The sequence below is a fragment of the Agarivorans sp. TSD2052 genome (assembly GCF_023238625.1).
Classification (GTDB): Bacteria; Pseudomonadota; Gammaproteobacteria; order Enterobacterales; family Celerinatantimonadaceae; genus Agarivorans.
The window spans coordinates 3996434-4023407 of sequence record NZ_CP096670.1 but is presented as its reverse complement, the minus strand read 5'-3'; the positions used below and the strand labels follow the sequence as shown (position 1 = coordinate 4023407).

Annotated in this window: 35 protein-coding genes; 21 read left to right on the top strand and 14 right to left on the bottom strand. The window is 43.8% G+C overall.

Annotated features, from left to right (window positions below; all coding sequences use genetic code 11):
* Positions 1-69 precede the first annotated feature (69 nt).
* Positions 70-267, top strand: coding sequence for a YheV family putative zinc ribbon protein (locus tag M0C34_RS18375; RefSeq protein ID WP_248713114.1), 198 nt, complete (start codon positions 70-72; stop codon positions 265-267).
* On the opposite strand, the gene M0C34_RS18370 is transcribed toward M0C34_RS18375, so the two are convergent.
* The 4 genes from M0C34_RS18370 to M0C34_RS18355 are packed head-to-tail and all read right to left on the bottom strand — an operon-like array spanning position 268 to position 2468.
* Positions 268-711, bottom strand: a complete 444-nt coding sequence (locus tag M0C34_RS18370; protein ID WP_248713113.1) for a GNAT family N-acetyltransferase — start codon at positions 709-711, stop codon at positions 268-270.
* Between the two features lie 34 nt (positions 712-745).
* Positions 746-1243, bottom strand: a complete 498-nt coding sequence (locus M0C34_RS18365) for a GNAT family N-acetyltransferase (RefSeq protein ID WP_248713112.1) — start codon at positions 1241-1243, stop codon at positions 746-748.
* 21 nt (positions 1244-1264) lie between these two features.
* The gene (locus M0C34_RS18360; protein ID WP_248713111.1) at positions 1265-1486 is read right to left on the bottom strand and encodes a SlyX family protein; all 222 of its coding nucleotides are present in this window, start codon (positions 1484-1486) and stop codon (positions 1265-1267) included.
* 4 nt (positions 1487-1490) lie between these two features.
* Positions 1491-2468: a WD40 repeat domain-containing protein gene (locus tag M0C34_RS18355; RefSeq protein WP_248713110.1), complete on the bottom strand. Its 978-nt coding sequence runs from the start codon at positions 2466-2468 to the stop codon at positions 1491-1493.
* Positions 2469-2614: 146 nt separating this feature from the next.
* Here M0C34_RS18355 and fkpA point away from each other — a divergent pair, with 146 nt between their 5' ends.
* Positions 2615-3382 (top strand): FKBP-type peptidyl-prolyl cis-trans isomerase, encoded by a 768-nt coding sequence (gene fkpA / locus M0C34_RS18350; RefSeq protein WP_248713109.1) that lies wholly within the window; start codon positions 2615-2617, stop codon positions 3380-3382.
* A gap of 119 nt (positions 3383-3501) precedes the next feature.
* Here fkpA and rsd read toward each other — a convergent pair whose 3' ends face one another.
* Positions 3502-3981, bottom strand: coding sequence for a sigma D regulator (gene rsd / locus M0C34_RS18345; protein WP_248713108.1), 480 nt, complete (start codon positions 3979-3981; stop codon positions 3502-3504).
* Between the two features lie 187 nt (positions 3982-4168).
* On the opposite strand from rsd, the gene nudC reads away from it, so the two are divergent.
* From nudC to M0C34_RS18315, 6 genes are all read left to right on the top strand, one after another.
* Positions 4169-4960 carry an NAD(+) diphosphatase gene (gene nudC, locus M0C34_RS18340; RefSeq protein ID WP_248713107.1) on the top strand — a complete coding sequence of 264 codons (792 nt, stop codon included), beginning with the start codon at positions 4169-4171 and terminating at the stop codon, positions 4958-4960.
* 107 nt (positions 4961-5067) lie between these two features.
* Positions 5068-6132, top strand: coding sequence for a uroporphyrinogen decarboxylase (gene hemE / locus M0C34_RS18335; protein ID WP_248713106.1), 1065 nt, complete (start codon positions 5068-5070; stop codon positions 6130-6132).
* Between the two features lie 167 nt (positions 6133-6299).
* The gene (locus M0C34_RS18330) at positions 6300-6482 is read left to right on the top strand and encodes a hypothetical protein (RefSeq protein WP_248713105.1); all 183 of its coding nucleotides are present in this window, start codon (positions 6300-6302) and stop codon (positions 6480-6482) included.
* 20 nt (positions 6483-6502) lie between these two features.
* Complete coding sequence (locus M0C34_RS18325; protein WP_248713104.1) at positions 6503-7288, top strand: sulfite exporter TauE/SafE family protein; 786 nt, start codon at positions 6503-6505, stop codon at positions 7286-7288.
* Between the two features lie 10 nt (positions 7289-7298).
* Positions 7299-7619 carry a hypothetical protein gene (locus tag M0C34_RS18320; RefSeq protein WP_248713103.1) on the top strand — a complete coding sequence of 107 codons (321 nt, stop codon included), beginning with the start codon at positions 7299-7301 and terminating at the stop codon, positions 7617-7619.
* Between the two features lie 30 nt (positions 7620-7649).
* Complete coding sequence (locus M0C34_RS18315) at positions 7650-7823, top strand: PLD nuclease N-terminal domain-containing protein (protein WP_248713102.1); 174 nt, start codon at positions 7650-7652, stop codon at positions 7821-7823.
* Here M0C34_RS18315 and M0C34_RS18310 read toward each other — a convergent pair.
* Both M0C34_RS18310 and M0C34_RS18305 read right to left on the bottom strand, forming a co-directional pair.
* Positions 7820-8203: a TM2 domain-containing protein gene (locus M0C34_RS18310; RefSeq protein ID WP_248713101.1), complete on the bottom strand. Its 384-nt coding sequence runs from the start codon at positions 8201-8203 to the stop codon at positions 7820-7822. The genes M0C34_RS18315 and M0C34_RS18310 overlap by 4 nt on opposite strands.
* A 6-nt stretch (positions 8204-8209) precedes the next feature.
* Positions 8210-8422 carry a DUF4177 domain-containing protein gene (locus M0C34_RS18305; protein WP_248713100.1) on the bottom strand — a complete coding sequence of 71 codons (213 nt, stop codon included), beginning with the start codon at positions 8420-8422 and terminating at the stop codon, positions 8210-8212.
* 237 nt (positions 8423-8659) lie between these two features.
* Here M0C34_RS18305 and M0C34_RS18300 point away from each other — a divergent pair, with 237 nt between their 5' ends.
* The gene (locus M0C34_RS18300; protein WP_248713099.1) at positions 8660-8896 is read left to right on the top strand and encodes a TIGR02922 family protein; all 237 of its coding nucleotides are present in this window, start codon (positions 8660-8662) and stop codon (positions 8894-8896) included.
* A 67-nt stretch (positions 8897-8963) separates the two neighbouring features.
* Here M0C34_RS18300 and M0C34_RS18295 read toward each other — a convergent pair whose 3' ends face one another.
* Entirely contained in the window at positions 8964-9896 is a 933-nt protein-coding gene (locus M0C34_RS18295; protein ID WP_248713098.1) for a D-2-hydroxyacid dehydrogenase, read from the bottom strand.
* A gap of 119 nt (positions 9897-10015) precedes the next feature.
* On the opposite strand from M0C34_RS18295, the gene M0C34_RS18290 reads away from it, so the two are divergent.
* The 3 genes from M0C34_RS18290 to M0C34_RS18280 all read left to right on the top strand — a co-directional run bounded on the left by M0C34_RS18290 (position 10016) and on the right by M0C34_RS18280 (position 11551).
* Positions 10016-10600: a YjaG family protein gene (locus M0C34_RS18290; protein WP_248713097.1), complete on the top strand. Its 585-nt coding sequence runs from the start codon at positions 10016-10018 to the stop codon at positions 10598-10600.
* 167 nt (positions 10601-10767) lie between these two features.
* The gene (gene hupA, locus M0C34_RS18285; RefSeq protein WP_248713096.1) at positions 10768-11040 is read left to right on the top strand and encodes a nucleoid-associated protein HU-alpha; all 273 of its coding nucleotides are present in this window, start codon (positions 10768-10770) and stop codon (positions 11038-11040) included.
* Between the two features lie 127 nt (positions 11041-11167).
* Entirely contained in the window at positions 11168-11551 is a 384-nt protein-coding gene (locus M0C34_RS18280; protein WP_371923141.1) for a sirohydrochlorin chelatase, read from the top strand.
* Here M0C34_RS18280 and M0C34_RS18275 read toward each other — a convergent pair.
* The gene (locus tag M0C34_RS18275) at positions 11548-11979 is read right to left on the bottom strand and encodes a hypothetical protein (RefSeq protein ID WP_248713094.1); all 432 of its coding nucleotides are present in this window, start codon (positions 11977-11979) and stop codon (positions 11548-11550) included. The genes M0C34_RS18280 and M0C34_RS18275 overlap by 4 nt on opposite strands.
* A 261-nt stretch (positions 11980-12240) precedes the next feature.
* Between M0C34_RS18275 and M0C34_RS18270 the strand changes: the two genes are divergently transcribed.
* Both M0C34_RS18270 and M0C34_RS18265 read left to right on the top strand, forming a co-directional pair.
* Positions 12241-12432 (top strand): hypothetical protein, encoded by a 192-nt coding sequence (locus M0C34_RS18270; protein WP_248713093.1) that lies wholly within the window; start codon positions 12241-12243, stop codon positions 12430-12432.
* 95 nt (positions 12433-12527) lie between these two features.
* Entirely contained in the window at positions 12528-13007 is a 480-nt protein-coding gene (locus tag M0C34_RS18265; RefSeq protein WP_248713092.1) for an FKBP-type peptidyl-prolyl cis-trans isomerase, read from the top strand.
* 48 nt (positions 13008-13055) lie between these two features.
* Here the strand turns inward: M0C34_RS18265 and leuA are convergent, their stop codons facing one another.
* Both leuA and M0C34_RS18255 read right to left on the bottom strand, forming a co-directional pair.
* Complete coding sequence (gene leuA / locus M0C34_RS18260) at positions 13056-14729, bottom strand: 2-isopropylmalate synthase (RefSeq protein WP_248713091.1); 1674 nt, start codon at positions 14727-14729, stop codon at positions 13056-13058.
* 455 nt (positions 14730-15184) lie between these two features.
* On the bottom strand, positions 15185-16276 hold the full coding sequence (locus tag M0C34_RS18255; RefSeq protein ID WP_248713090.1) for an ABC transporter ATP-binding protein: 1092 nt from the start codon (positions 16274-16276) through the stop codon (positions 15185-15187).
* Between the two features lie 263 nt (positions 16277-16539).
* Between M0C34_RS18255 and M0C34_RS18250 the strand changes: the two genes are divergently transcribed.
* The 3 genes from M0C34_RS18250 to M0C34_RS18240 all read left to right on the top strand — a co-directional run bounded on the left by M0C34_RS18250 (position 16540) and on the right by M0C34_RS18240 (position 19621).
* Positions 16540-17472 carry a carbohydrate ABC transporter permease gene (locus tag M0C34_RS18250; RefSeq protein ID WP_248713089.1) on the top strand — a complete coding sequence of 311 codons (933 nt, stop codon included), beginning with the start codon at positions 16540-16542 and terminating at the stop codon, positions 17470-17472.
* Entirely contained in the window at positions 17472-18323 is an 852-nt protein-coding gene (locus M0C34_RS18245; protein WP_248713088.1) for a carbohydrate ABC transporter permease, read from the top strand. The genes M0C34_RS18250 and M0C34_RS18245 overlap by 1 nt, the downstream gene beginning before the upstream one ends.
* Before the next feature lie 68 nt (positions 18324-18391).
* Positions 18392-19621 carry an ABC transporter substrate-binding protein gene (locus M0C34_RS18240; RefSeq protein ID WP_248713087.1) on the top strand — a complete coding sequence of 410 codons (1230 nt, stop codon included), beginning with the start codon at positions 18392-18394 and terminating at the stop codon, positions 19619-19621.
* Positions 19622-19677: 56 nt separating this feature from the next.
* Here M0C34_RS18240 and M0C34_RS18235 read toward each other — a convergent pair whose 3' ends face one another.
* Positions 19678-20217: a YfaZ family outer membrane protein gene (locus M0C34_RS18235; RefSeq protein ID WP_248713086.1), complete on the bottom strand. Its 540-nt coding sequence runs from the start codon at positions 20215-20217 to the stop codon at positions 19678-19680.
* Between the two features lie 310 nt (positions 20218-20527).
* Here M0C34_RS18235 and aqpZ point away from each other — a divergent pair, with 310 nt between their 5' ends.
* Together aqpZ and M0C34_RS18225 are read left to right on the top strand one after the other, a co-directional pair.
* Complete coding sequence (gene aqpZ, locus M0C34_RS18230) at positions 20528-21226, top strand: aquaporin Z (protein ID WP_248713085.1); 699 nt, start codon at positions 20528-20530, stop codon at positions 21224-21226.
* A gap of 210 nt (positions 21227-21436) precedes the next feature.
* Complete coding sequence (locus tag M0C34_RS18225) at positions 21437-22504, top strand: TRAP transporter substrate-binding protein (protein WP_248713084.1); 1068 nt, start codon at positions 21437-21439, stop codon at positions 22502-22504.
* Between the two features lie 59 nt (positions 22505-22563).
* On the opposite strand, the gene M0C34_RS18220 is transcribed toward M0C34_RS18225, so the two are convergent.
* Positions 22564-23517: an NADPH:quinone reductase gene (locus tag M0C34_RS18220; RefSeq protein WP_248713083.1), complete on the bottom strand. Its 954-nt coding sequence runs from the start codon at positions 23515-23517 to the stop codon at positions 22564-22566.
* A gap of 1011 nt (positions 23518-24528) precedes the next feature.
* On the opposite strand from M0C34_RS18220, the gene M0C34_RS18215 reads away from it, so the two are divergent.
* Both M0C34_RS18215 and M0C34_RS18210 read left to right on the top strand, forming a co-directional pair.
* A complete protein-coding gene (locus M0C34_RS18215; protein ID WP_248713082.1) occupies positions 24529-24969 on the top strand; it encodes a hypothetical protein in 441 nt (146 codons plus the stop codon).
* Positions 24970-24981: 12 nt separating this feature from the next.
* Positions 24982-26148, top strand: a complete 1167-nt coding sequence (locus M0C34_RS18210) for an acyltransferase family protein (protein ID WP_248713081.1) — start codon at positions 24982-24984, stop codon at positions 26146-26148.
* Positions 26149-26375: 227 nt separating this feature from the next.
* Here M0C34_RS18210 and M0C34_RS18205 read toward each other — a convergent pair whose 3' ends face one another.
* Positions 26376-26969 carry a DNA-3-methyladenine glycosylase I gene (locus tag M0C34_RS18205; protein WP_248713080.1) on the bottom strand — a complete coding sequence of 198 codons (594 nt, stop codon included), beginning with the start codon at positions 26967-26969 and terminating at the stop codon, positions 26376-26378.
* Between the last annotated feature and the right edge of the window lie 5 nt (positions 26970-26974).

Here is a 26974-nt window from a genome sequence, read left to right as displayed (position 1 = left end):
TAATGCCGCTATGATACCCGATGCGGCCTAAGTCGCATAGCAACATGGCTATTCAAAGTAGAGTTAACTATGGCAAGACATCGTTTTATCGCGGGTGCTGTATGCCCCGAGTGTGGAGAGCAAGATTCTATCCGCTTAATCGTTGAGCAACATGCTCAACAAGAAAGTGAGCATATCGAATGCGTGAGTTGTGACTATCATGCCGAGCGACCTAAGCAACAAGAGCCTTCGGCAGAGCAAGATATTATTGGTTTATTTAAACCGTAGTTAGCTTTGCTTAAGCGATTTACTAAAGCAAATTTTGCTGTTGTTACTGTTACCGTTGTTTTCATAGCCCACTATTTGGTAGCCGCTGGCTATCAGTAAGCGCAACATTGCTGGATAACGGTTCATAGACTTAACACTGATTTGCTGGTAACCCTCCGTTAGCGCCCATTGTTCTTGCTGCTCTCGTAAAGCAGACGCTATGCCTTGTTTTCTGTAGGCAGGGACAACGCCTCCTAACCAACTATAAAATGCTTGAGCGTTAAGTGGGTAACCAAGCTTGTAGGCAATTGGCTGATTATTGTCGCGAGCGATCAGTATTAGCGTCTTTTTACCGGTCAACCGAGAGCTTAGCACTTGCTCGGTATTGTGGCGCTCAAATTCTGGAATAGCGGCATCAACAGCAAGCAGTTCAGCTATCGAACCGTGGTGGTAAGTAATGGTCATAATGCTTATTGTCTTCAGGTTCGCTCATCTGAGCTTAAGTGAGAGATTTACCCAGTATCGTTAAGCTGTAGTCTTGTTGGTCCATTCTCGCTACGTTAGGTAGTTGTCCCCAAACGCTGTAATCGAGTTTGTCGAATAACCCCAAGCTGGGGGTGTTATGGCTAAAAATGAAAGCCAGTAATATTTCTATACCTAGTGCTTTAGCCATGGGCTCGGCGGCCACCAATAAGCGTTTACCTAAACCTTTTCCTCGTTGGTTTTCGGCTATGTATAGGCTGATTTCAGCACTGTGCTGGTATGCCGGGCGCCCGTAAAAATCGCTAAAACTCAACCAAGCAATGGTTTCTCCGTGCTGTTCTATTACATATAAAGGGCGTTGAGGATTTTGGTGTTGTCTAAACCAGGTTAAGCGCGATGTCACCGTTTGCGGTTCGGTGTCGGCAGTCACTTGCCGCGAGTCAATGATCGAATTGTAGATGTCAACAATACAGGGGAGGTCACTTTCTAGCGCTAAACGAAATTGAAAAGACATGCTTAAATTCAAACCTAAGGGTTAGTAATGAGGAGGAGGCGTTTCTTGTTCTTGTGGGGCTACGGCAGCGCTGCCATCACCTTCAAAGAGTTTGTGACGAATTAGCTTGAATTGGTGTTGCAAGGTTTCCAATTGATTTTGTTGATTTTGTAAAGCCAAGTTTAGCTGCTCAATGGTATCTTCTTGAAAGGCTAGTTTGGTTTCGAGGCGTTCAATTACGCTTGCTAGGTCTTGATCATTCATACTGCTAATTTTTTATGTTCCATACTTCAATTAAACCGCTAGAGCTGGCGCTCACTAGCTGGTCATTATCAAGCATTGCTCCAGCATACACAACCGCGCTTTTAGGCCGAGTTTTTTGCTTGGGAGTCACTAACCAATGCTGTAGCGCTTGGCCTGTTTTAACATGCCATAGACTGAGTTTACGCGCCGCAGATCCGGTAATTAGCCATTCTCCTTGTTTTGCAAAGTTAACATAGGTGAAGATATTCTGCCGAGCGGTAAGCTTTAGCTGGCTGACTTGCTCACCACTTGGGATAGCCCAAATGCGTGCTAACTTCCCCGTGTCTGCGGTAAATGCGTATTGGCCGTTTGATTCAAGAGCCACCATGGTGACTCGTCCTTGATGAGGAAAACGCAAAATCACTTGAGCGCTTTGGGTATCCCAAAATAGTGCTTGGTAATCGTTGCCGCCAGTTAAGGCGTAGCGGCCGTTGGCCGACAGTGCCACGGCATTCACTTTTTCGGTATGGCCTAGAAACTCTAAACGTCGCCCGCTCATCAAATCTAGATGAATAACCTTGCCTTCACTTAGGCCAATTAAGACTTGTTGCCCATTCTCTGATAATGCAATGTCGCGAATGCTTGATTCGCCAAGTGTCCAATAGCCCAAAGCCTGTCCATTGCTGATATCCCAGACTACAAAGTCATCGCGGCTAGCACTAATTGCGTAACGGTTACCCTCAGCAATTTTGACTAAAAAAACTTGGTTATTGGCTTGGTTTTGATGATCCCATTGGAACAACTGACGTTGTTGTTTTACATCCCACAGGCTTAAGCCATGATGGACTGATGACACCAAACTTAGACTTCCGTCTGTCGACAAGGTGGCTGCGTAAGCGCCGTCAGTGGCTTGTTGCCAACTAACGCTCGGCGTTGAGTCGTCGCTACAAGCCGTAACTAAAATAGAAAAGCTAAAAATTACTAATAATTTAAACAATGTCATTTTTTTACGTTTTTTTACGGAACTGTCACTAGGTTGTGTTGACTAATAGGGTTAGTATAAGGGCTTTGTTGGCTAAGTGTTTAATTATTCATAGTGTTCTGCACACTAGGCCACAGATTAATGCGACTCTAATTGGAGATAAATGAATGAAGAAGTTTTTTGCCGTGTCGGTTTTAGCCGCCTCGATTATTGCCGTAACTGGCTGTCAGGAAGAAAAAGCTGAAGCTCCAGCGGCAGCTCAAGTTGCCCTAGAAAATGTAGATCAACAGCAAGCTTACGCCATTGGTGCTTCGGTTTCTCGCTATATTGCGACAACCCTAGAGCAGCAAAAAGAATTGGGCCTTGAATTAGATAACGCATTAGTTCTTAAAGGTATGCAAGATGGTTTAACCGGTGACGTGGCTATGTCTGAAGATGAGATTCAAGCTGCCCTTAAAGCTTTAGATGAAAAGTTAGCGACTCTAGTAGAGAAGAAAACTACTGAAGATGCCGCAGCTGCTAAAGCAGAAAGCGACAAATACTTAGCTGATAATGCCGCTCGTGAAGGCGTTATGGTGACAGAGTCAGGCCTTCAATATGAAGTGCTAACAGCGGCTGAAGGCGACATGCCAAGTGCTGAAGATACTGTAACAGTTCATTACAAAGGCACCCTAACAGACGGTACGACTTTTGATAGCTCATACGATCGTGGCGAACCTGCTACATTCCCTCTAAACCGAGTAATTCCAGGTTGGACGGAAGGCGTACAGTTAATGTCTAAAGGCGCTAAATACAAGTTCTTTATCCCATCAGAATTGGGCTATGGTGAAAATGGTGCGGGCAGTATCCCACCAAATTCTATCTTAGTATTTGAAGTTGAATTGATTGAAATTGAAAAAGCAGACGCACCAGTTGCTGAGCAACCCGCTAGCTAGTTAATCGCTTTCTAGTGAATAAAAAAACGCAGCGCTTTGGCGCTGCGTTTTTGTTTGTCGTTTAGCTTCTATCATTCACCAACAACCTTCTAATCAAACATAGTGATTAGGGAAATAGCTTATTCGGCCGCTGCACTTTGCTGGCTATGCTGATACAAGTGATCAAGTAATTCATCCTCAATGGCAAAGCGCTCTTCCATTTCTTGGCCCAACTGAGACAAGTCCCGATCAAAACTGGCTAGTTCTAAATCTTCACTCACTTCGGCGTATTTATCGTTAAATGCTAAAGCCGTGTCAGTGGTGGCAGTAATTTGCGGTAATAGCTTTTCACCGGGCAGGGTATCACCATCACTGGCGCATTCGCTGACAATTTGCTCGTAAATTTCGAAGTGTCCGGTAGAGGCGTAATCGACTAATTTTTGGCAAAATTGAGTAATTTCAGCCAGTGGCGGTAAAGATCGTTCGGCGCTATCGTAAGGGGGTAAGCCCGCCATCTCGCAGTAGCCAATAAGTAGTTGTTTTCTTGCGAGTAACCAAGCGTCTATGACTTGGCTAGCGCCACCCCATTTAGCTTGAGCTTTCTCTAATTTGCTTAACATTGGCTCTTGCTCCTAAATCACTAAAGCTTCCTCTATAACTAAATAAAATATGGGCTTTCGTCAACCGATATTTAGTTTAAGTGGGGGCTAGGTAAACATTTGTTGATAGTGAAAAGCTTGTACTGTCGCTTAAGCTTGGTCATTATTCATCAATTGAGCAAGCTTTGTAGCAAAGAAAGGATGTGGTGTGACCAAACAATTTGGCTGGTGGTTTTTTACCTGTGGTAATCAAGTACTAGTGATTCCCCAAGGAGAGCGGATCCCTTATGGCGACATAGACGATCTACCCGTACCGATGCTTGATTTTAGCGCGGCTGAACGATTTGCTAGTTATAAAGGCGAAGCCTGCCTGCGGCTCGAGTTGCCTGAAGTTGTCGATATGGGCATGGGAGAGTGGCTTGAATTACGCACCACCATGTCCTTACTTAATGCGGCGCTTTTCAATTTAGTCGGAAAAGCCCAGCAATTTGCCTTATTTCTACAAACCCATAAATTTTGCGGTCGTTGCGGTAACGCCTTAGTGCGAGTCGATTGGGAGCTGGCGATGCAATGTGACCATTGTGGTTTTAGAGCCTACCCAAGGATCTCACCCAGTATTATCGTATTAATTACTGACGGAAATAAAGTGTTGTTGGCTAATCATCGTCGTCATCAAAAACAAGATATGCCCATTTATACAGCGATTGCTGGCTTTGTTGAAGCAGGGGAAACGCTCGAACAAACCGTTCACCGAGAAACGCGAGAAGAAACCGGTCTAAAAGTTAAAAACGTGCAATATTGGAAAAGCCAACCTTGGGCATTCCCTCACTCGTTGATGGCAGCATATTTTGCAGACTATGCCGAGGGAGAGATAAATATTGATCGTCGGGAGTTAGCTGACGCTCAATGGTTTGATGCCTCTGTTTTACCTCACTTACCACCTCCTGGCACGATTGCTCGAGATATGATTAATCACTGGCTTAGCCAGCAAACGGAATAAAGCTTACAACAGTGTGATTAAACGTGATTGGCTGGCTTATAAGGCTTGAGTTGTTTAAGTAGCTAGTTACAATGCACTAGCTAATTATTTGAGGAATCGGAAAGGTAATGTCGGAACTGAAAAACGATCGCTATTTACGAGCACTATTAAAGCAACCTGTTGATGCAACACCTGTATGGATGATGCGTCAAGCAGGACGGTATTTACCTGAGTATCGTGCAGTGCGTGCCGATGCTGGCGATTTCATGTCTGTGTGCCGAGATGCTGACTTAGCTTGTGAAGTGACTTTACAGCCCTTGCGCCGCTTTAATTTAGACGCAGCCATTCTGTTTTCGGATATTTTAACCATCCCCGATGCGATGGGACTAGGCTTGTATTTTTCTACTGGTGAAGGTCCTAAATTTGAGCGTCCTCTCAGTTGTTTAGCGCAAGTGAAAGCCTTGCCTATCCCCGATCCTGAGCAGGAGCTGGGCTATGTGATGAATGCGGTTCGCACCATTAAAAGAGAGCTAAAAGGTGACGTACCACTGATTGGATTCTCTGGTAGTCCCTGGACTTTAGCAACTTATATGGTTGAGGGTGGTACCACTAAGTCTTTTAGTGCAGTGAAGAAAATGGCATTCGCAGAGCCGAAAACCTTGCATTTACTATTGGATAAGTTGGCCGATTCGGTCATCTTATACTTGAATGCGCAAATCGCTGCTGGTGCTCAGTCAGTGATGATATTTGATACCTGGGGTGGGGTGTTGTCTCCGCGTGATTACAACGAGTTTTCGCTGCGTTATATGCACAAAATTGTTGATGGTTTAACCCGCAAAGTAAATGGTCAAACAGTACCAGTGACCCTCTTCACGAAGAATGGCGGGCAGTGGTTAGAACAAATTGCTGCCACCGGTTGTGATGCGGTGGGCTTAGACTGGACCATTAATATTGCTGACGCGAAAAAAAGGGTTGGCGATAAAGTGGCTTTGCAGGGCAATATGGATCCTTCTATGCTGTACGCACCGATAGAAAGAATCAGAGAAGAAGTTGGCACTATTTTGGCCGGGTTTGGCCAAGGTAATGGGCATGTATTTAACCTAGGCCATGGTATTCATCCCGATGTTAACCCTGATCATGCGGGTGCGTTTATCGATGCTGTCCATGAATTGAGTGCTCCTTACCATAAGTAGAGACACTTAAATTACTCAGCTATTTAAAATTTAAATAACACGTATTCACCCAATGCGTGTTATTTATTCCGTTTATCCTCGATTTATACCACTTTTTTGGTATAGTGTGCCTCAGAACTCTTTACGGATGAAGTTCATATTATTGCCGTAACAGAGAGCTTGTCACTATGAAGTCACCGACTCAAATAGGCATTGTACTTATCTTGGTACTGATTGCCGTTGTCACCCTTAAGCTGAAAAGCATTGGTGAGCCCCATTTTCTTCCTTATATGTCATATCACTCATTTTCTGATGTAAGCGAAAGCCTTGCCAAAAAACAGTACTTAACGCAGACTGATCATTCAAAATAATCGTTGAGCTGTAGTCTGTTGTGACCTTTGTTAGTTTTTTAATGATTGGCGCGGTTGCTGGTTTAATGTCTGGCTTGTTTGGCATTGGTGGTGGTTTAGTCATTGTTCCGGTATTAATCGGTAGTTTTGGTGCCATGGGTTTTGCCAGCGAATCTGCCATCCATCTTGCTATTGGTACGTCATTAGCGTCGATTATTGTTACCGCGAGTAGCGCCAGTTATGCGCATTATTGTCGAGGCTCCATCGATTGGTCTATTGTCTATCGTTTAGGCTTAGGTATTGCGTTTGGATCTATACTAGGCGCTTGGATTGCCACGCAATTGCATGCGGAACATTTAACTTGGTATTTCGGCTGCTTCTTATTAGTTATGTCACTTTACATGGCTTTTGGCCGGATCCCTAAAGCCCAGCGCAAGCTGCCGAACACGTGGGGAATAGGCATGATTGGTACTGCTGTTGGCACCATTTCTAGTATGTTTGGCATTGGCGGAGGAACGATTACTTTTCCGGTTCTTAGTTGGTTTGGTGTGTCACTGCCTAAAGCCGTTGCCGTATCGGCGGTGTGTAGTTTACCCATCGCTATATTTGGCACTGCTGCCTATATCTATAATGGTTGGGGATCCGCTGAGCTACCCGCTTGGAGTATCGGTTATGTCTATATGCCTGCTTGGCTTGGTATTGTGTTAACCAGTTCAATATTTGCTCGATTAGGCAGCCGCTTAGCTTATCGTCTACCAGCAAAGAGATTGAAACAGGCCTTTGCCTTATTGTTATTGGTGATGGCGATTAAGTTACTCTGTGAATAGGAGATTTGTGATGAAACAATGTTTGCTTATTAGTGTATTGATGGCGTGGTTGGCGAGTTCAATGGCGTTTGCCAGTTCCATTTCTGAGCAAGAGCTTGGTGAGGTACTGATAGAATCACGTAAGCAACTTTATCAAGATCCGCCTGAGCAAAACTACACCCGCTTGATTGCCTTTGGCTTGGATACACGCTACGGCGTGTTCGTGCGCAGTTGGCTGTATTTTGAAATAGACATGGCCACTCAACAATTGAGTCGACAGGTTGAAAATGAACATGCTAAAGCTCGCCATGAAATTTTGTTAAAACTACGTCGTCAAATTGATTTAGAATAAGCCTATTATTCGGTACATTTAGGAGAAACAATGTCTTTGTCATTGTTATTGGCACTTGCGATCATCGTCAGTGATGTTTATGCCATTGTTAAAATATTAAACAGCAGTGCAGAAGTCGGGCGCAAATACTTATGGGTATTTTTGATTTGTTTATTGCCAATGCTGGGTGTGATTTTATGGTTAATTAAAGGCCCTAAAAACTAGCCACTTTTTAGTTGTTTCAATAAGGCTCGCATGGTTTGGTTATTGTAATCCAGCACCATGAGTTCCGAGCGAAACAGTGCTGGTAGTTCTACTACAGTTACCAGCACTAACAAAGCGACTCCCCATTGCCAAAATCCACTAAGTAGCAATATCAGCGAGAATACGGAAACCAGCAAGTTAACACTGCCGCGTAGCCACTTAGTCAAGTAGAAATGGTGTAAGCCTGCCAGCAGCAAATAGTTTAGTACGGCATAGCTATCAGGATCTTTTACCTGCTTCTCCCACAAACGATAGAACTGCTTACGTTGTTCATCTGGGAGCTGTCTTATTTCAAGACGTAACTGCTCTTGCTGATTTTCTATTTGCTCTCGGCTTAACATTCAGTACTAACGCCCCAAAGTCACTATTACGGTTTCACGGCTCCAAAATAGCCAAAAACGGCGGTTTTCGATTACCTGAAAAACCAGTTGCCAGCCTTGGCTGGCTTCTTTATTTAGCGTGGCTTCAACCTTTTGCAAGGGCATACCCGAAGCCCCTAAAAATAGAGTTCCTAATGCCCCTTCGGTTATTGCAATCACTTTATACTCTTTATACGCCATAACGCTCTCTATATTTTAATGCTCAAACGTCGACTATAAGCTAAGCTTAAAAACAAAACCATAGTTGCTCTATAACGAGTAAGCTATGCTATCTTTAATATAGTGTTGATAAATTGTTTATCAATTTTGTTAACGATGACAAGGTGTTAAAGTTTATTTAACCTACAAGAAGTGACTAGGTATCGGTGCCTGTAGGCTGAAAGTTATTATTGATGAATCAAATGCTTAAGAGGTTCTATGAAGGTGACAATGCTCTACTACGATGAAGATAACCCTTTGTTATTGCAACAACAGGTTTTGTCTGATTTATGCAAAAGTAGTAAAGGGCGGGTAATTATCCCCAATGAAGATAAAGAGGGGAAAATTATTATCGCCATTTTAGAGGGGGAAGTGAAAGTGCTGAACTCTTTAGGGGACCGCGCATTTGCAGCCTTTGATCTGGAAAAGCAAATTAGCTATCAAGACGATGATTAACTGAACCGCGTTTTATCTTGTGCATTGGTTTATGGCAGATAAATCGCGGCTGCTGATTGACTTGGCACTAGTAACCCTTTCTAAAATCCACCTTATCCCTCAATTCAAGCCCTTTACTGTAAGTAGCAAGATTGTCCGCAAACAGTCGAGTAATGTCTATTACGCGGCTTGGCGCTGCGATATGCGGGGTGATTGTGCAATTGTTTTGCAACCAAAGTGGATGATCTTTAGGTAAGGGCTCAGGGCTGGTCACATCAATAATGGCCTGTGCTGTAGGATGGGTGTTTAAAAAGTCCAATAGAGCAGCTTGGTCTACAGTGGCCCCACGTCCAACATTAATAAAAATAACATCGGGCCGCAATTGCTCAAAAAAATCATGGCTTAATAAATGTCTGGTCTGGGGGGTATTAGGCAGCACCGCCACCACGACGTCAGCTTGCTGAGTCAATAAGTGATGTTTATCCATACTGACGACTTGTGTAAAGCTTGGTTTGGCTTGACCACTGAGGCTTACCGCTAAGGGGCTCATACCAAAATGTGCGGCTGTTTTTGCTAAATGCTGGCTTATGTTGCCACTACCAATACAACAAAAAATGCGCTGCTGTAGGCTAGTATTAACCAGCGCTTGCCATGAACACTGTTGTTGTAGCTGTGCATAGGCCTGATGTTGTTGAGTTAGTTTGAGTAAATGCGAAAACACATACTCGCTCATTAAAGGGCCAAAAACGTCTCTGCTGTTGGTCAGCTGATAGTGCTTTGGCAGTGTAGCTGCTAACAGAGGTTCTATTCCTGCAAACGTAGAGTGCACCCAATCTAAATTTGGCATTTCGCGAATTAGCTGTGCGGCCTCAGAGGGGCTAGCAAGTAGCACTTGACTGAGCTTAGCTTGGGGTGAAAGGTCTTTGGCTTGTAATGCATAGTGCCAGCAAAACTGAGGGAAACGTTGGCTTAAGGCGTCATAGTAGAAATTAGCCTCGGGGTTCACTATGCAAATGTTCATTTATTACCTCATATAATGGTTTAGTACCCGCCCAGGGCTTAACGAACAGGCCAAGCAGATGTTAAGCTTCGCGGGTAACTAGAATTAGTTTAATTGTTTTGTTTAGCGTGGAGCAACCAATGCTTACCCCTTGTGATATAGACCGTTTAGCCAAATTATCGAACAGCCAACAGGCGCTATATTGTTTAGCCTTATTGCAAAGAATGTCACCCAATTACTTATTGTTTTGCCAAGCCGTCGAATTAGACCATCAAGCAGATTTTAATAAGCTGATGGCCTTATTCTGGGAAAAAACATTATTTCCGCAAAATAAGATCAACTTTGCCATTCAAAGAGAGCGCTTTGAAGACTTAATTCCAGATCCCCAACAATATGATATGTATGGCGTCTATCCTGCCCTTGATTGCTGTGTAGTGGCTGAGTGTTTGTTTACCAGTTTACTTGAGCCTACTGGACAAGAAGCGGAGCAAGCAAGTCAAACCTCGTTAGCGAGCGTTTTAGGCATGCTGGAGTTGCAGTATGGTGAGCTGACTGACGAGCAAGTGATGCAGCAAGAATTGGTGCAACATGAGCTAGAGTTTCAAACGACGTTGCTAGACGCTATTGATAGCTTAGCGGCGGATAAAAACGGCATCCAGGCCTTAAAAGCTCTCGCCGTAAACCAAGGAGTAAGCAACTTAGGTATTTGTTTGGACGCCAGCTAAGGCATAAACAATCACTAATAAGCTGTGATTTTGTGACTGTTTACGCATAAATTGGTTAAAGCCCCGCCAATCAAGGCTCTAAACGGGAAAAACTCTTTGCGTGGGGTTTTTTTTTCTCTTAAAGTGAAGCTGGATTATTTAAACGAACATTAAAGGATTTAGACACTATGAATAAAACTGAACTCATTGACGCTATTGCAGAAAAAGCTGATCTTTCAAAAGCTCAAGCAAAATTGGCATTGGAAACAACTTTAGGTGCAGTCACTGGCGCACTTAAAGATGGCGACCAAGTTCAGCTAATCGGTTTTGGTACATTTAAAGTTAACCACCGTGCAGCACGCACTGGTCGCAATCCTCAGACGGGTGCTGAGATTCAAATTGCTGCTGCTAATGTACCTGCTTTCGTAGCCGGTAAAGCGCTAAAAGATGCTGTAAAATAGTGTCTTATTTAGCCCTCGTCTACGAGGGCTAAATACTTCCTTCCCCCCCCCGTTGTTCTATTTCTTCTCTCACTCTGTAATATAAATGCTCATAGACTTAATCTAACCTAGTGTTAGTTGCGTAAGTCTGAGAACAATACTTTATTCAAGGAATACAATGAAAGCTTTACTGGTTGTGGCTCATGGAAGCCGTCGCGTTCAGTCAAACCAAGAAGTGGTCACTCTTGCGGCCCAAATGGCCAAGCAACTCACCGATTATCAACATGTGCATGCCGCATTTTTAGAGTTGGTTGAACCTTCAATATCGACAACCATAGAAGAGTGTTATCAAGCAGGGGTTAGAGATATTACCCTATATCCTCATTTTTTAGCGGAAGGAACCCATGTGGTGAACGATCTTCCGCGCATCGTAGAGCAAGCACACAGCGCGCACAATGACTTGCAGATTAAACTGATTCAGCATTTGGGTGGTTTTCCCGGTCTCGCTGATTTTATCTGTAAGCAACTTTAGTTAGTGCTGCTCGAAGAGAATTCACTCAAACGGGCCAGTAGCTGGGGTAAGTAGTGTGGATGCGCTACTTGTAGCAACCCAGCCCAGTTACGGTAAGCGAGGGTTTCTTTGAGTAACAAAATCACTTTGGTGAGTGGCGCATTGCGTAATAATTCGGGTCTATATAAATAGTCCCCACCTTCTTGCACAAACCAAGAGCTTGGCTCAAAGTTTTTGAACAGTTGTAAGCGCTCAGCCGTTTCACGCAGTAAAGCTAACTGCTTGAGAGGGTCACTGTGATGTAAATTACGGTTCAGTGCCGCCAGCTCGTTAATATGCGTTTGCTCTGGGAGAGCCTGTAGAGAGAACAGGTGTTCCATCAATGCCATTGATGCATGGCTGATCGTATCGCTTGAAGGGGTTAAGTCTACGGAATTGTTTAATGTCATTAACTACTCTCTCTGTTCCTACCTCCCTGTAGACTGTGGATGTTTAATCTTATGCTGGAATATTGACCGTTTTCATGATGTCGGGCAATAGCACTTAGGTTATTTCAGGTATGTGAAAAATGAATTGATAATTTTATTTGTCTGATGAGGGGCTGGTGGGCTTTTAAGACTAAAGTCGGGGCTGTCGCTAGAGGCGACTTAGGATAATCTGAGCGTTTAGTATTCATTTTTACCAAGCGAAAATGGCCTAAGGGAGTAAGCATGCAAGACTATCATTTAAAGGAAGCTGAATTATCACTATTACCTACCAGGCGCCGCCGTAATAGGCGTAATGCACTGACAAAAATTGATGGAAGTGTAAACGTTACCACTAAGGCTGCAGCCCATTTAAACGCCAATATTGAGGAGTCTAGAGCCCTCAACTCTCTTACCATTTTTCAATGCTTGAGCTAAAAATATCCGTTTGCGGCTAATTATGTAGGCGGGTACTTGGCAAAGTCTCGCTATTCTGCTGTAGTGTGGCAACAATTCTATCTTGAGATAATACAATGAAAGTCGCAAAAGACTGTGTCGTTCGATTTGAATATACCCTGCATGAAACCGGTGGTGAGCAGCTAGAAGCCACTGAAAAAGACGCGGTGGCGTATTTGCACGGCCATAATGCCATGATCCCTGCCATTGAAGCGGGTTTAGAAGGCAAAGAAGCCGGTGACCTGGTTAACTTAAGCCTGCCTCCAGAGCAAGCTTATGGCGTTCGCAATGAAGAAGCAGTAGAGCGTATCTCTGTTAAACATTTGCAAGGTGCTAAGCGTTGGAAAGCGGGCATGCCAGCGGTTGTTCAAACTGAACAAGGCCCGCGCCAAGTTACGGTACTAAAAGTGGGTAAGTTTATGGCAACCATTGATACTAATCACCCTTATGCGGGTAAACATCTAGATTTTGCTATCAAGGTGGTAGAAGCTCGTGATGCTACTGAAGAAGAGTTAGCTCATGGTCATGCCCATGGAGCTGGTGGTCATCAGCACTAAAACAGCATTAATACTATCCGCGCTAGGTGAGCGCGGATAGTACAGTTATTAAGCTTCCGCTTCAGCCCCCAATGCCGTTAACTCTTGGTTTACCGCACACAACATCGCTTTAAGGCTTGCGGTCAATATATCTTTATCGATAGCCACGCCAAGGTAACGCTGCCCGGCAATTTTTGCATGGATGTAACATACTGCTTCGGCTTCTGCGCCTTTGCTTAGGGCGTGTTCACTGTAATCGACGACCTCAATATCTAATTCAAATTGTTGTTTCAAACCGTTGACAAAAGCGGCTAACGCTCCGTTGCCAAAGGCTTCTATCTTACAAGGCTGCTCAGGGTGCTGTAAGCTTATTTGAATATGTTCTTGCTGTTGGTAATTAACTTGATAATGACCAAGTTGATAGCCCTTGGTTTGACTCAAGTAGTGTTGTTGGAATAACGTCCATATTTTATTCGGGCTAATTTCTTCACCACTATGTTCAGCATCCTTTTGTACGATCGCGCTAAACTCGATAAGTGCCCAACGCGGTAGCTGAATGCCATAATCCCTATCAAGGATATAAGAAATACCGCCTTTGCCCGATTGGCTGTTAATGCGGATCACTTCCTGATAATCACGGCCTAAATCCGCCGGGTCGATAGGCAGATAAGCGACATCCCAAGCTGAGCCTTCACGCTGCAAATCTAAGCATTTCTTAATCGCATCCTGATGACTGCCAGAAAAGGCGGTAAACACCAGTTCTCCAACATAGGGATGACGCGGATGTACAGGCAATTGAGTACAGTATTTCACGACTTGTACAATTTCATCTACATTTGCTAAATCTAGTTTTGGGTCAATACCCTGGCTATATAGGTTCATGGCCATGGTGACGATATCCATGTTGCCGGTTCGTTCACCGTTACCTAACAAGGTGCCTTCTACTCGGTCTGCACCAGCTAGCTGACCTAACTCTGCAGCGGCGATGCCACAACCTCGGTCGTTATGGGTATGCTGACTAATAATAATGTCTTCGCGATGATCAATATGCTGGATGAACCACTCTATTTGATCCGCGTAAACATTAGGGGTCGACATTTCTACCGTAGCAGGTAGGTTCAATATGATTTTTTTGCTTGCATGAGGGCGCCATTGGGCCACCACTGCGTTGCAAATATCCACGGAAAAATCTAACTCAGTACCGGTGAAACTCTCGGGCGAGTATTGAAATTGCCAGTTAGTATCGGGGTAGCGTAACGCGTGTTGTTGCAGCTCTTTAGCGCCTTGAACTGCGATGTCGATAATACCGGCTTTATCGAGTTTGAATACTTTCTCGCGCTGTACCCGAGAGGTGGAGTTATACAAATGAACGATCGCATTCTTAGCCCCAGAAACGGCTTCAAACGTTCGGGCTATCAAGGCGGGGCGAGCCTGAGTTAATACTTGAATAGACACATCATCAGGAATTTGCTCTGCTTCGATCAACCAGCGAACAAAGTCAAAGTCAGTGGTTGATGCAGCAGGAAAGCCAACTTCGATTTGCTTAAAACCTAGCTTTATTAACAGCGCAAACAAGGCTTTTTTCTGCTCTACAGACATCGGCTCGATGAGTGCCTGGTTGCCATCTCTAAGGTCAACGCTACACCATTGCGGGGCGTGGGTAATGGTATTGTTCGGCCAAGTTCTTTGGGCAAGCTGAACAGGGGGAAAGGCTTGATATTTTTGGTGAGTAAAAGCAGACATAAAAGGTCCCTACAGTTTAGTTTTAGGCAAAAGGTGAAGCCATTTTTGCAGCCAGCGCTTGGCTATTAATGCGCTGGCTGTAGCTTAATCGATGATGATGTAGGGGGAAGTCCATAGGTTTTACTCGTTAATCGTTACTTGGTAATAGTATAAGTAACAATATTGAGTGATGTGTTGCTATATGTGACTTCTTTGGTGTGATATGTGGTCACTTGTGCTATTGATCTAATGAAAATGGCAATAAATGATTATTCTTGGCTGGGTTTGTGGTTAACCATAGCCGCTAGCGGCTTTGGTCGCCATGGACAAACGCTTTCTTGGAGGGAATGCTAATTGATATTTGATGGGGCGCTTTTCGTAAAGGGGCTTCTGTACGGCGCTAACTCAGTGATCAGGCTAACAAATGCTCTTTGTCAAAGGCTTAGACAAAAGAGCATCTACTTATAAGATATCTATTATTGATATTGGCGCACTGCAATACCTTGCTGATTAAACAGGTAGCATTCACTGAGTTCAGTACTAAGGGTGATCTCGGTAAATCGTTCTACCTGATGGTCACCATTTACATGTACCTTGATACCATCAACTTCACCCAATTGGCCAAATAGATAAGTGGCATTACCTAGGCGCTCACTGACTTCATTTTGAAAGCTTAGTTTGACTTCTCCCTGCTCATTGAGTCGTAAATGTTCAGGGCGAATACCTAGTTGTAACTGCTCGTCAACGCTTACACTGTCTGCTCTTACGGCGAGCTGAATATGCTGACCATCGCTTAATTCAATGGTGGCAATATTGCCGTCTAATGCGCTTACTTTACTTGGCATAAAGTTCATTTTGGGCGAACCAATAAAGCCTGCGACAAAAATATTTTCCGGATAACTATACAGTTCAAGAGGAGAGCCTACCTGCTCAATATTCCCGGCGCGTAGCACCACTATTTTGTCGGCTAAGGTCATTGCTTCTACTTGGTCATGCGTAACATACACCATGGTGGTCTGCAGTTCTTTATGCAGCTTAGCGATTTGTAGCCGCATTTCTACGCGTAGTTCAGCATCCAAATTGGAAAGCGGCTCATCAAATAGAAATACTCGGGGATCTCGAACAATGGCTCGACCAATTGCCACCCGTTGTCGCTGTCCACCAGACAGCTCTTTGGGGGTGCGGTGTAGTAAGTTTTCCATTTGCAGTGTTTTAGCGGCCATATCGACCCGTTTTTTTATCACCGCTTTATCTACACCATTCATTTTCATACCAAAGCCCATATTCTCGGCCACGGTCATGTGTGGGTATAAAGCATAAGATTGGAAAACCATCGCGACGCCGCGATCTGCTGGGTCAACATTGTTAACCCGCTGGTTATCTATCGATAATTCACCAGCAGAAATATCTTCTAAACCGGCTATCATCCGCAGCAGTGTTGATTTTCCGCACCCTGAAGGACCGACAAAAACCACGAACTCTCCGTGCTTTATCTCTAGGTCTACTCCGTGAATGGTTTCTACTTTGGCATAACGCTTAACTAAACCTGAAAGTGTAATATCCGCCATATTCTGCCCCTGATTTGGTGGTTACTTCTAACCTTAGCAACTAAACAAGTATGATGTTGATCATAGTTCGTTACTTTACCTTAACAATTCCACAATGAAAACGTTTACACATCACAATATTTGATCTAAATTTTATTATGTTGATGAGTCGTTAAGCACTCTAGTGATTAGGTTAGCTTGCTGTAATGCTGTGGCAATCAGGTTGTTTTGGTTGTTTTAGCTGGTTTTGTTGTTTACAGCAGGTAAAAAAGGAACATTAAAAAATGGCGAATAACTCTTCAAGTCACTCCCAAGAAAAGCCCGGCAATGGGGCCGTTGAACCACAAATGGGTAAACGATTACGCTCCAGTGATGTAGCGCCTTGGTTATTCTTGGGGCCGGCCTTAATCATCTTTTCGATTTATGTGTTGTTTCCGGTTTTGCAAAGTATTTGGTTAAGTTTTTTTGAATGGGATGGGCTTGGCGAAAAAACCTTTATTGGTTTTGGCAACTACGTAGAACTGTTTGATAGCGACCAATTTTGGACAGCGCTCACCAATAACATTTTATGGATGCTGTTGTTTATGTTGGCGCCACCTTGCGGTTTAGCCATTGCCTTATTTTTGAATCAACAGGTTTACGGAATCCGCTTAGTTAAAGCCTTATTCTTTTTCCCGTTTGTTATTTCTCAAGTCGTTGTGGGCTTGGTGTTCTCTTGGTTCTACGACCCAAGCTTTGGCGTGCTGAATAGTGTAATTACTTTTTTTGGTGGTGATCCGGTCTCTATTTTAGCTGACGAAGATCTTGTGACTTACGGCATTATCGCCGCGGGCTTATGGCCGCAAATTGCCTACTGCATGATTTTGTATCTAACAGGTTTAAATAACCTCAATCATGAGCAATTAGAGGCCGCTCGGCTAGACAATGCTAAGGGTTTAAAAATGCTGTGGTATATCGTACTACCGCAGTTGCGCCCAGCCACTTTCATTGCAATCGTAGTAACAGTCATTGGGGCTCTGCGCTCTTTCGACCTCGTAGCCACCATGACTGCGGGTGGTCCTTGGGGAAGTTCAACAGTGCTCGCTTATATGATGTATGAAGAATCAATCTTTAATTATCGTATGGGCTACGGTGCAGCGGTAGCAGTAGTGCTATTTTTAATTATGGATATTTATATCGCTTACTTTTTGTGGCGGATGATAAGGAGTGAAAAGTAATGTATCCACGTCCCATAGCGAAGGCATCAGCCTTTACCAATATAAGCTACCGAGTGGCATTGCCAATATCCATTATATTGTGGCTACTACCGTTGATCGCAGTAATGGCTACGTCGATCAGGTCACTGGATGATATCAACCAAGGGAATTATTGGGGGTGGCCCAGTGAGTGGATGCTAATCGAAAATTACACCCAAGTATTTACCGCCACACCGATGTTTCAATACCTGTTAAATAGCTTAATTATTACTTTGCCTGCAGTAGCTGGTTGTGTTGCCTTGTCAACGATGGCCGGTTTTGCCTTAGCTAAATATAACTTTAAGGCAAATATTTGGATTTTTGCTACCTTTATTGCAGGTAACTTTGTGCCATTTCAAATATTAATGATTCCGGTGCGCGACCTCACCATTCAGTTTGGTCTCTATGATACGCATTGGGCCCTCATTTTATTTCATATCGCTTTTCAAACGGGTTTTTGTACCTTGTTTATGCGTAACTTTATTGTTGGTTTACCTACTGAGCTGATCGAGTCAGCAAGGGTTGAGGGGGTCAATGAGTTTAAGATTTTCTGGCACATCGTATTGCCCTTGGTGAAACCGGCAACCGCCGCCTTGGCAGTATTAGTGTTTACGTTTATATGGAACGATTTTTTCTGGGCGTTGGTATTGGTGCAAAGTGATGAAGTTAGGCCCGTTACCGCAGGACTCAGTGCGTTGCAAGGGCAATGGTTGGCATCTTGGCAGTTGATATCAGCTGGAGCAGTAGTAGCGGCCTTACCTCCGGTCATACTATTTTTTACTATGCAGCGTCATTTTATTGCTGGGTTGACCCTCGGGGCGACCAAAGGCTAAACACACCCTCAAGCAATAATGAGGGAGCGATAGATCCTTCACAAGGACAACAAACAAAAGGAATGTAAATGATGAGTACACTTAAACAATGTGGTCAAGCCATAGCGCTAGCTACTTTAGTCAGTAGTTATGCCAACGCGGGGACACTGATTATTAACTCTGATGCTTCAGACCCTGCACCTAAAGCCGCATTTGAAGAAATCATTGCTGATTTTGAGAAAGAATATCCAGACATTAAAGTGAAATACAACTTGTATGATCATGAAGCCTATAAAACAACCATTCGTAACTGGTTGGTGACATCTCCGCCAGACGTTGTGCACTGGTACGCAGGTAACCGTATGAAGGCCTTTGTTGATAAGGGCTTGTTTGAAGATGTTAGTGATATATGGCAGCAAAATGATATGGCAGCAGATTTTGCTACTGCCGCTCCTGCAATGACCATTGACGGTAAGCAATGGGGCGTTCCTTATACTTATTACCAATGGGGCATTTATTATCGCAAAGACATTTTTGAGAAATACGGTATCGATGAACCTTACCTATGGGAAGAATTATTAGAGGCTTCTAAAATTCTCAAAGAGAATGGTGTTGCGCCAATAGCCATTGGCACCAAATACCTATGGACCGCAGCGGGTTGGTTTGATTACATGAACTTGCGCGTTAACGGTTTAGATTTTCATATGGAGTTGATGGAAGGCAAGGTGCCTTATACTGATCCTCGAGTAGTGAAAACCATGGAAAAATGGAAAGAAATGATCGAACCCGGTTATTTCCTCGAAAACCATGCTTCATATTCTTGGCAAGAAGCGCAGCCTTTCTTATATAACGGCAAAGCTGCAATGTATCTGATTGGTAACTTTATTACGCCAAACTTCCCTGATGAGATTAAAGATAAAATGGGCTTCTTTCAGTTCCCTATTATCGACCCAACGGTTGGGGTAGCAGAAGATGCACCAATGGATACTTTACACATTCCATCAAAAGCTAAAAACAAAGAAGACGCTAGAAAATACCTAGCATTTATGGCTCGTCCTGAGAATCAAACCAAGATTAATAAAGCCTTATTGCAAATTCCACCGAATAAGAAAGCAAAAGCACAAGACAATGTGTTCTTAAACACCGGTGTAGCAATGCTGGGAGCCGCTGCGGGTACTGCACAGTTTTATGACCGTGATACCGATCCTGCTATGGCTAAGGAAGGCATGAAAGGCTTCCAAGAGTTTATGGTTCACCCTGACCGCTTGGATAAAATTCTGAAAGGTTTAGAGAAAACTCGCCAACGTACATTTAAGTAAGCTCGCGTTGTTCTTCCAATAAAAGGCCCTGTTTAACAGGGCTTTTTTATTTGTCGTTAGAAATTAAATGCTGCACCAATATACAAGCCTTTATTAAAGTCTAGGTCTTGCTGGTTGCTATAACGAAACTGAATGGCGCGGTAACCCAAGTACACGTCTGCTTGCGGCATGATTGAGTAGGCTATTTTTGCATCTAGGTCGTAATAACGATTAAGTTCACTGCTAGTTAATACCGATGGAGCATAGTACGCGCTACCCGAAACCGTTAAGTTTTGAGCAACGGTAATCGCATAGTCTCCACCAATCGCCGCAGCATGGGCATTGGCACGATTGTTTGCCCATAATTTCGTAAATTTAGCGCCGATTGAAAATTTATGAATTTCATGTTGATGAGTGGCTTTAATGCCGATATCAGCCAAGTCGCCCTCGGGGCGAGAATACATGTAATTGGCTGATACTTCTGCACCAGGCCCTATGGCAGTGCCAAAGCCTGCTTCAAAGGCATCATTATTTAGGTCAAAATTAAATTGTGTGGCATAAGCGGCGGGCGAAGCGATAGCCAATAGGCTCGCAACTAACAAAGAACGGTTAAACATAAATCTCCTAAACAAGTCTCTAAAGATGAAAACGCGGCGAGTATAGCATTTGTTCTATTAATTATCTGAATTTGAGGCCTAATTTAACTGTATATACTGATCGGGGTTATCTGACGATGAAAGATAGTTACGCGAAAAAATTTTTATCTGTGTCGTCAAAAGGCTCTGTACTGAGCGATTAAGCAGTGCGGGTGAGCCATGTTTGAAATTGCATTGAAAAAACTAAACCTTTTAGTAGTGGTAGCCTATAGTTAGGCTGCGATGCAAATTTGTTGCTTCGCTTTATAAATGTTTGAAAAGGAGAGCAAACATGCCTTTGTTTAATCGTTTAATCGCAGAAGGAATTGGAACTTTTTGGTTAGTGCTAGGTGGGTGTGGTAGTGCAGTGTTAGCTGCAGCCTTTCCTGAAGTCGGTATTGGGCTAGTTGGCGTATCTATCGCCTTTGGTCTTACTGTGTTGACGATGGCTTATGCCATTGGCCACATTTCAGGATGTCACTTAAACCCCGCCGTAACTATTGGCTTGATGGCTGCGGGCCGTTTTTCAAAAGTGGACGTATTCCCGTATATTTGTGCCCAACTTTTAGGGGGCTTTGTTGGGGCAATTATTTTATATCTGATTGCCAGTGGCAATGCAGACTATGATCTAGCAAGTCACGGTTTAGCCAGCAATGGTTACGATTTACATTCACCTGGAGGTTATACCCTGATCGCTGCGTTTGTCTGTGAAATGGTGATGACCTTTATGTTTATATTTATCATCTTGGGGGCGACAGACGACCGAGCGCCAGCGGGGTTTGCGCCAATCGCGATTGGCTTAGGCTTAACCCTGATTCACTTAATCTCGATCCCAGTAACCAATACGTCGGTTAATCCGGCTCGAAGCACCGCTCCAGCGTTAATAGAAGGGGGGATTGCCCTCAATCAGCTTTGGCTATTTTGGGTAGCGCCGATCATCGGGGCTGTTTGTGCCGCCTTAATGTACAAACAGATAGCGGCTAAAAACTAAAGTTAATTCGTTATTTTTAGTGTTTGCCCCTAAAAAAAGCCTTCCTATATGGGAAGGCTTTTTTGCTCTGTAGGGCGCGAGTTTGTAGGCGGGTTTGAGTGAGGCCTATGGTCTGTTACTATTCTGTTAATGAATGCCAAATATCAGTTTGGCTTCAGCTATAACACAACATAATAAAAACTACGCGTTCCCTACATATAAGGACATATCATGAGAAAAGGATTGCAGTGCTTTGTAGCATTAGCCCTGGGTTGTTTGTCGCTAACAACTGTCGCCCAAGACAAAGTTTATAAGCTCAAGCTAGCTGAGACTTGGCCCACTAAATTCCCATTACTAGACACGGGTGTGCAACGTTTTGCCAACATGGCAGAGCAAATGTCTAATGGTCGCCTCCAAATCCGCGTTGACTCAGCCAACAAACACAAAGCACCGCTTGGTATTTTTGATTTGGTCAAAAGTGGTCAGTACGATATGGGGCACTCAGCTTCGTACTACTATAAGGGCAAAGTACCTAATACCTTATATTTCACTACTATGCCTTTTGGTATGACCGCCATGGAACAACATGCTTGGTATGCCTACGGAGGAGGTAAGGAGTTAATGGCGAAGGTATATGAGCCTCACAACTTACTGACGTTTCCTGGAGGAAACACCGGCGTTCAAATGGGCGGATGGTTCCGCAATGAGATTAACAGCGTAGAAGACTTACAAAACCTGAAGATGCGTATTCCCGGTTTTGCCGGGGAAGTGTTGGCTAAATTGGGCGCTACCCCAGTTAACATTCCACCGGCAGAGCTGTATACCGCGTTAGAACGCAATACCATTGATGCACTAGAGTGGGTAGGGCCTTCATTAGATTTACGTATGGGGTTTCATAAAATTGCCCCCTACTACTACACGGGTTGGCATGAACCTGGCTCTGAGAATATGTTCTTAGTGAATAAGAAGAAATTTGAGACCCTGCCAAAAGACTTGCAAGTGATCTTAGAAACGGCAATGCGTGCAACGGCCTTCGACATCTATGTTGAAGCCACCGCAATGAGTACCAATAACTGGGCAACCATGCTTCAAGAGTACCCTGATATTAAAGTGCGTACGTTTCCAAAAGAGGTGCTAAGTGCGCTCAAAAAAGCCAACGACGAATTGCTGGCGGAGCATGCTAGCCGTGATCCTTTAGCTAAACAGATCATTGACTCACAGCAAGCCTTCACTGAAAAGGCACGAGCCTATACGCTAATATCAGACTATGGCTATTTAGAAAGTACCAAAGACTTATAATCACTGAGCAGCAAAAAAGCGGCCTAGGCCGCTTTTCTTCAATGCCTCACTATTGGCAATTATTGCTGGGTATTAATCACTATGTTTCCGCTCGCGCCGGCTTGCATAACCGCGGTGTGTGCAGCACCTGTCTCTGCAAGGTTAAAGCGTTTTGCTATCACCGGCTGCACAAAACCAGCATTGGCTCCTGCATAAAGTGCCGCATGGATCTTGTTCAATTGAACGCCATCAGCGTTGGCCAAAGCCATTCCCATTACACACGCGTCTCTAGCCATTAAGTCCCGTGGGTTTATTTCTACTGGGCCTCGGCTACCGATTACTACTACGCGACCTCCTTTATTAAGCAAGGGCAGGTCGTCTCCCAAATTTTGATTAGCCAACATCTCTAGCACCACATCAACGGGACCAGCTTGTTGTAGTTGCTGATAATGCTGTGGTTCATGGTGATTAACGACGACATCCGCGCCTTGTTGCTTTAATAATGTTAAGCCGGCTTCACTACCTGCTGTGGCATAAACTACACATCCAGCTGCTTTTGCCAACTGAATTGCCGCTAAGCCTACACCACCACTGGCGCCATGAATTAATACTGTTTCTGCCGCTTGGCAATGGGCTCTTATAAACAGTGCGCGCCAAGCAGTGGCGTAAGGTGTGCCTAAACATGCACCCTGCTCAAAACTTAAGTTATCAGATAGAGGAAATACTTGTTGAGGTGTGGCTAAACACAGCTGGGCGCTAGCGCCACTTAACGTTCCTGCACAATAGACTCGCTGACCTACGGCAAAGCCTTTGACGTTCGCGCCTACTTGGCGAATGGTTCCCGCGGCGTCTTTACCAGGGGTATGCGGGAAAGACGCGGTGTAATTATTGGTACCTGCAACAATATAGGTATCAACGGGGTTAACGCCTGCAGCCTCTACGGCTATCAGTAATTGGTCGTCATTTGCGACCAGGTCTGGACATTGGTTCAATTGAAGTTGGTCACCGTGGTGCTGAGCCTGAATTGCTTTCATTGTTTAACCTTAGTTTTTAAATAAGTCCTTAACAATCGATTAGCATAACTCAGTTTTACGCAGTAAAAGCGCTTGACGTTTAAAGCTGCGCTCCTGTTTGCTAAAGCGTGATCTAGGTTTTGTTTTTTGAAAAGCTGCTTTTCATGCTTTATGAAAACGATGCCAAATGAATATTTGGTAATATTATTACAAAAAGTTAAATTTAGTAATAATTAAACCAAAAAAAGTAATACTAAATGTGTCTCAGGTCTCATAAAATTAAACCCGTAGAAGAAATTAACCAACAAAATGCTTTGCTGAGTAGTTTCTTCAAAAACTAAAGTTAACCAATAGGTGGAAATATTATGGAATTATTCGGATTATTTTACGCATTACAATCAAGCAAAGTTGATGCCCAAAAAAGCTTAGCTGAACGCAGCCGTTAATCATTCAATTAAACAAGAGATAACATTATGTACGATTTTTTAGGATTGGTTGCCCTTAGCTACCTAGGTTACAAAAAAACTGACGAAGAGAAACTAGAAGAACTACGTCGCTAATTAACAAAGACTATAGAGAGAAAAGTTATGATGAATTTAATCGGTTGGGTAGCACTAAGCTACACACAAAATCAAAAAACTGAAGAGCAACGTTTAGCTGAATTAAGCCGTTAATCTCAGACCAAGTATACATAGTAGTAAGTAAGACAGTAACAACGATGTAATCGCCGATCAGGCGAACCGGCTCTCCTCAATACCTCAGAGGAAGCAAATACACCCCCCAGTAGTATTTCACAATCAACAGCTTTACTTAGGTATTCCCGCGCCTAGTTGCTTGAAAGCTACAAAGCAGAACCCTTCAAACTATCTAACTCGATATACTCTTTAACAGCTTCATTTAGCACAGTTTTTTATCATGACGGTACGATTTTTTCTTCAATTAAAGGAAAATTATATTGTTAGATCGCAAAACCAATAATCCTGCTGCCTAGCTTGGTGTAGTTGTGGAAAACTATGACTAGGAGGTGAGCCTATGTGGTATTCCACGCAAAAAATCCCTTGGTCGTACTTAAGACGTTTATGTTTACTTAGTCTCGTTATGAGCTTGGCATTACCTTTATATCGATGGTGGCTTAATGACCAACTGACGGTCGTTGAGCAAGCTCTGGTAAGCCATGATGCCAGTGCTTTTTTTGGGAAGTGGCAAGGCAGTTGGAATGGCGTCGTAGAGTTTACCATTGATTTTAAGCGTCAGCCTAATAAGCAGCAAGTTGAAGTTGTATTGCAACATGTAGCCAACCCAGCTTTAGGTTTAGACGGCAAACCTCGGCACTTCTTTGCTGATTTTAAGCAAGGTGAAGTGTCCTATGCCGATACTGAGTATCAAACTCGATATTGGTTTAAAGGAAGCGAATTATGGGCTGAATTAAGTGGTAAACAACACGCTCTAACTCGTATGAGCCCAGTAAATTAATAAGGGGAAAACATGCATCGCTTAGGTGGCTTCGATGGAATGAGAGCTCTGGCTTGTGTAGCGGTACTGGCGCATCATTTAGCGCAACGCTTAGATTCTACTCATTGGTTGATTAAGGGCTTACATGTTGGTGAGTTAGGTGTCAGTTTGTTTTTTGTTCTCTCTGGTGCTTTGTTAGCGTATCCATTTTGGCTGGCATACTTTTCCGCTCAAACGCTTCCTCGCATTAAAGAATACTTAAAGCGGAGAGCCGCTCGTATCATTCCTGCCTATTATTTGGTGTTGCTTATCAGTGTTTCTTTAAACTTGTTCGTCGCGCCTCAAGAGTATGCATTGCCACGTTTATTAGCGGGTTTAAGCTTCATTGCGCCTTATCACTACATGAGTTTTTTCCCCAGCGATATTAACGGACCACTGTGGTCAATCGGCTTAGAGGTGAGTTGTTATTTGTTACTGCCGCTTTTATTGATGCCGCTGTGGCGAGGTAAAACCGTAAGCCTTAAGGTGGCGATGGTCTGGGGAGTAGTATTGCTCATATTGATGCAGTTGTTGCATTACTTGATTGTTCTACTGTTTATGACCGACCAACAAGGTAAAGGTTGGCAGTACGGTGTGATTGGCGGGGCTAAACAGTGGCTGCCTTACTGGAATGTTGCCAGTTTTATGGGGCAATTTTTATGTGGTGTAATGGCTGCGGCAAGTATTGCTTGGTATGAAAAGCAACAGCAGTCGAGGCATTATTATTTTGACCTCGCTTTTCTCGGTGCCTTTGGTTTTGCGATTTGGATGAGCTTAAGTTACTTGGTCCCAGGGGCACCTAGCCAAAGCCTTGGACAAGCTTATTTGGCCCCTCTGTTTTCGATGTTTTGTGCTGTCGCTTTGCTGGCCGCCCATTTTAGCCGTTATTGCAGCTGGTTGTTAGATAATCGCTTGTTCTCTCACATCGCAACCTTATCTTTCGGTATTTATCTTTGGCACTATTTGATTATGGAGATGATTCGTATTTTGTGGGTGCCGCAATACCATTATATGGGCATGGAGGATATCGCTTTTGGTTTGCAAATTGGGGCATTAGTGGTGTGTTTGTCTTGGACTATTGCCGCTTTAAGTTTCTACTTGTTAGAAAAACCGATACTTGATTGGACGCGTGGCGCCAATAACATGAGTCGAAATGGCTAAGTGAGTCATTTTAACTAAGCCGCTCCATTAAAGGGGCTTTTTTAGCACTCGCTAGTGGGGTTTCTGCGTATCGCCATTTTAGCATTCAGTCAGGTTGAGCTTAACAGAGCTTATATTAATACGTTACGCGGACTTGGTGGGAAGAGGAAACGTTTCAATAAAACGCTATTCTCGCAGCAGGTGATGCTGGTGCGCACTGATGACTCTGTAGCTATGTTAGGTGCCAGCTAACGCTGGGCTAAATCAACGCATTCTTGATATACATGGCAATCAACTAAGTGATCGTTGATCATGCCAACCGCCTGCATAAATGCGTAACAGATGGTGGGGCCTACGAAACTAAATCCTGCCTTTTTTAATGCCTTTGACATCGCTTGTGATTCGGCACTTTCTGTTGGAATGTCTTGCATGCTGGCATAGCGGTTAACCATGGTCTTTCCGCCGACAAAACTCCAAATATAGTCGCTAAACGTTTGGCCTTGCTGCTCAATCGCTAAGTAAGCCTTGGCATTTTTAACAATCGCGTTGATCTTTAGTTTATTGCGAACGATCCCTGGGTTTTCCATTAAGCGCAGGCAGTCTTGCTCTTGAAATAGCGCTATTTTCTCTGGCTGGAATTGGGCAAAGGCTCGATAGTAGTTTTGTTGTTTACGTAAAATAGTTATCCACGACAAGCCGGCTTGTTGGCCATCGAGACAAAGCTTGGCAAACAGTTCGACCGAATCCATAACTGGTCGCCCCCAAGTGTTGTCGTGATAATGTTGATAATCGTCATTATCACCACACCATGGACAACGAACAATCGTGTTTGACTGAGTCACTGGCG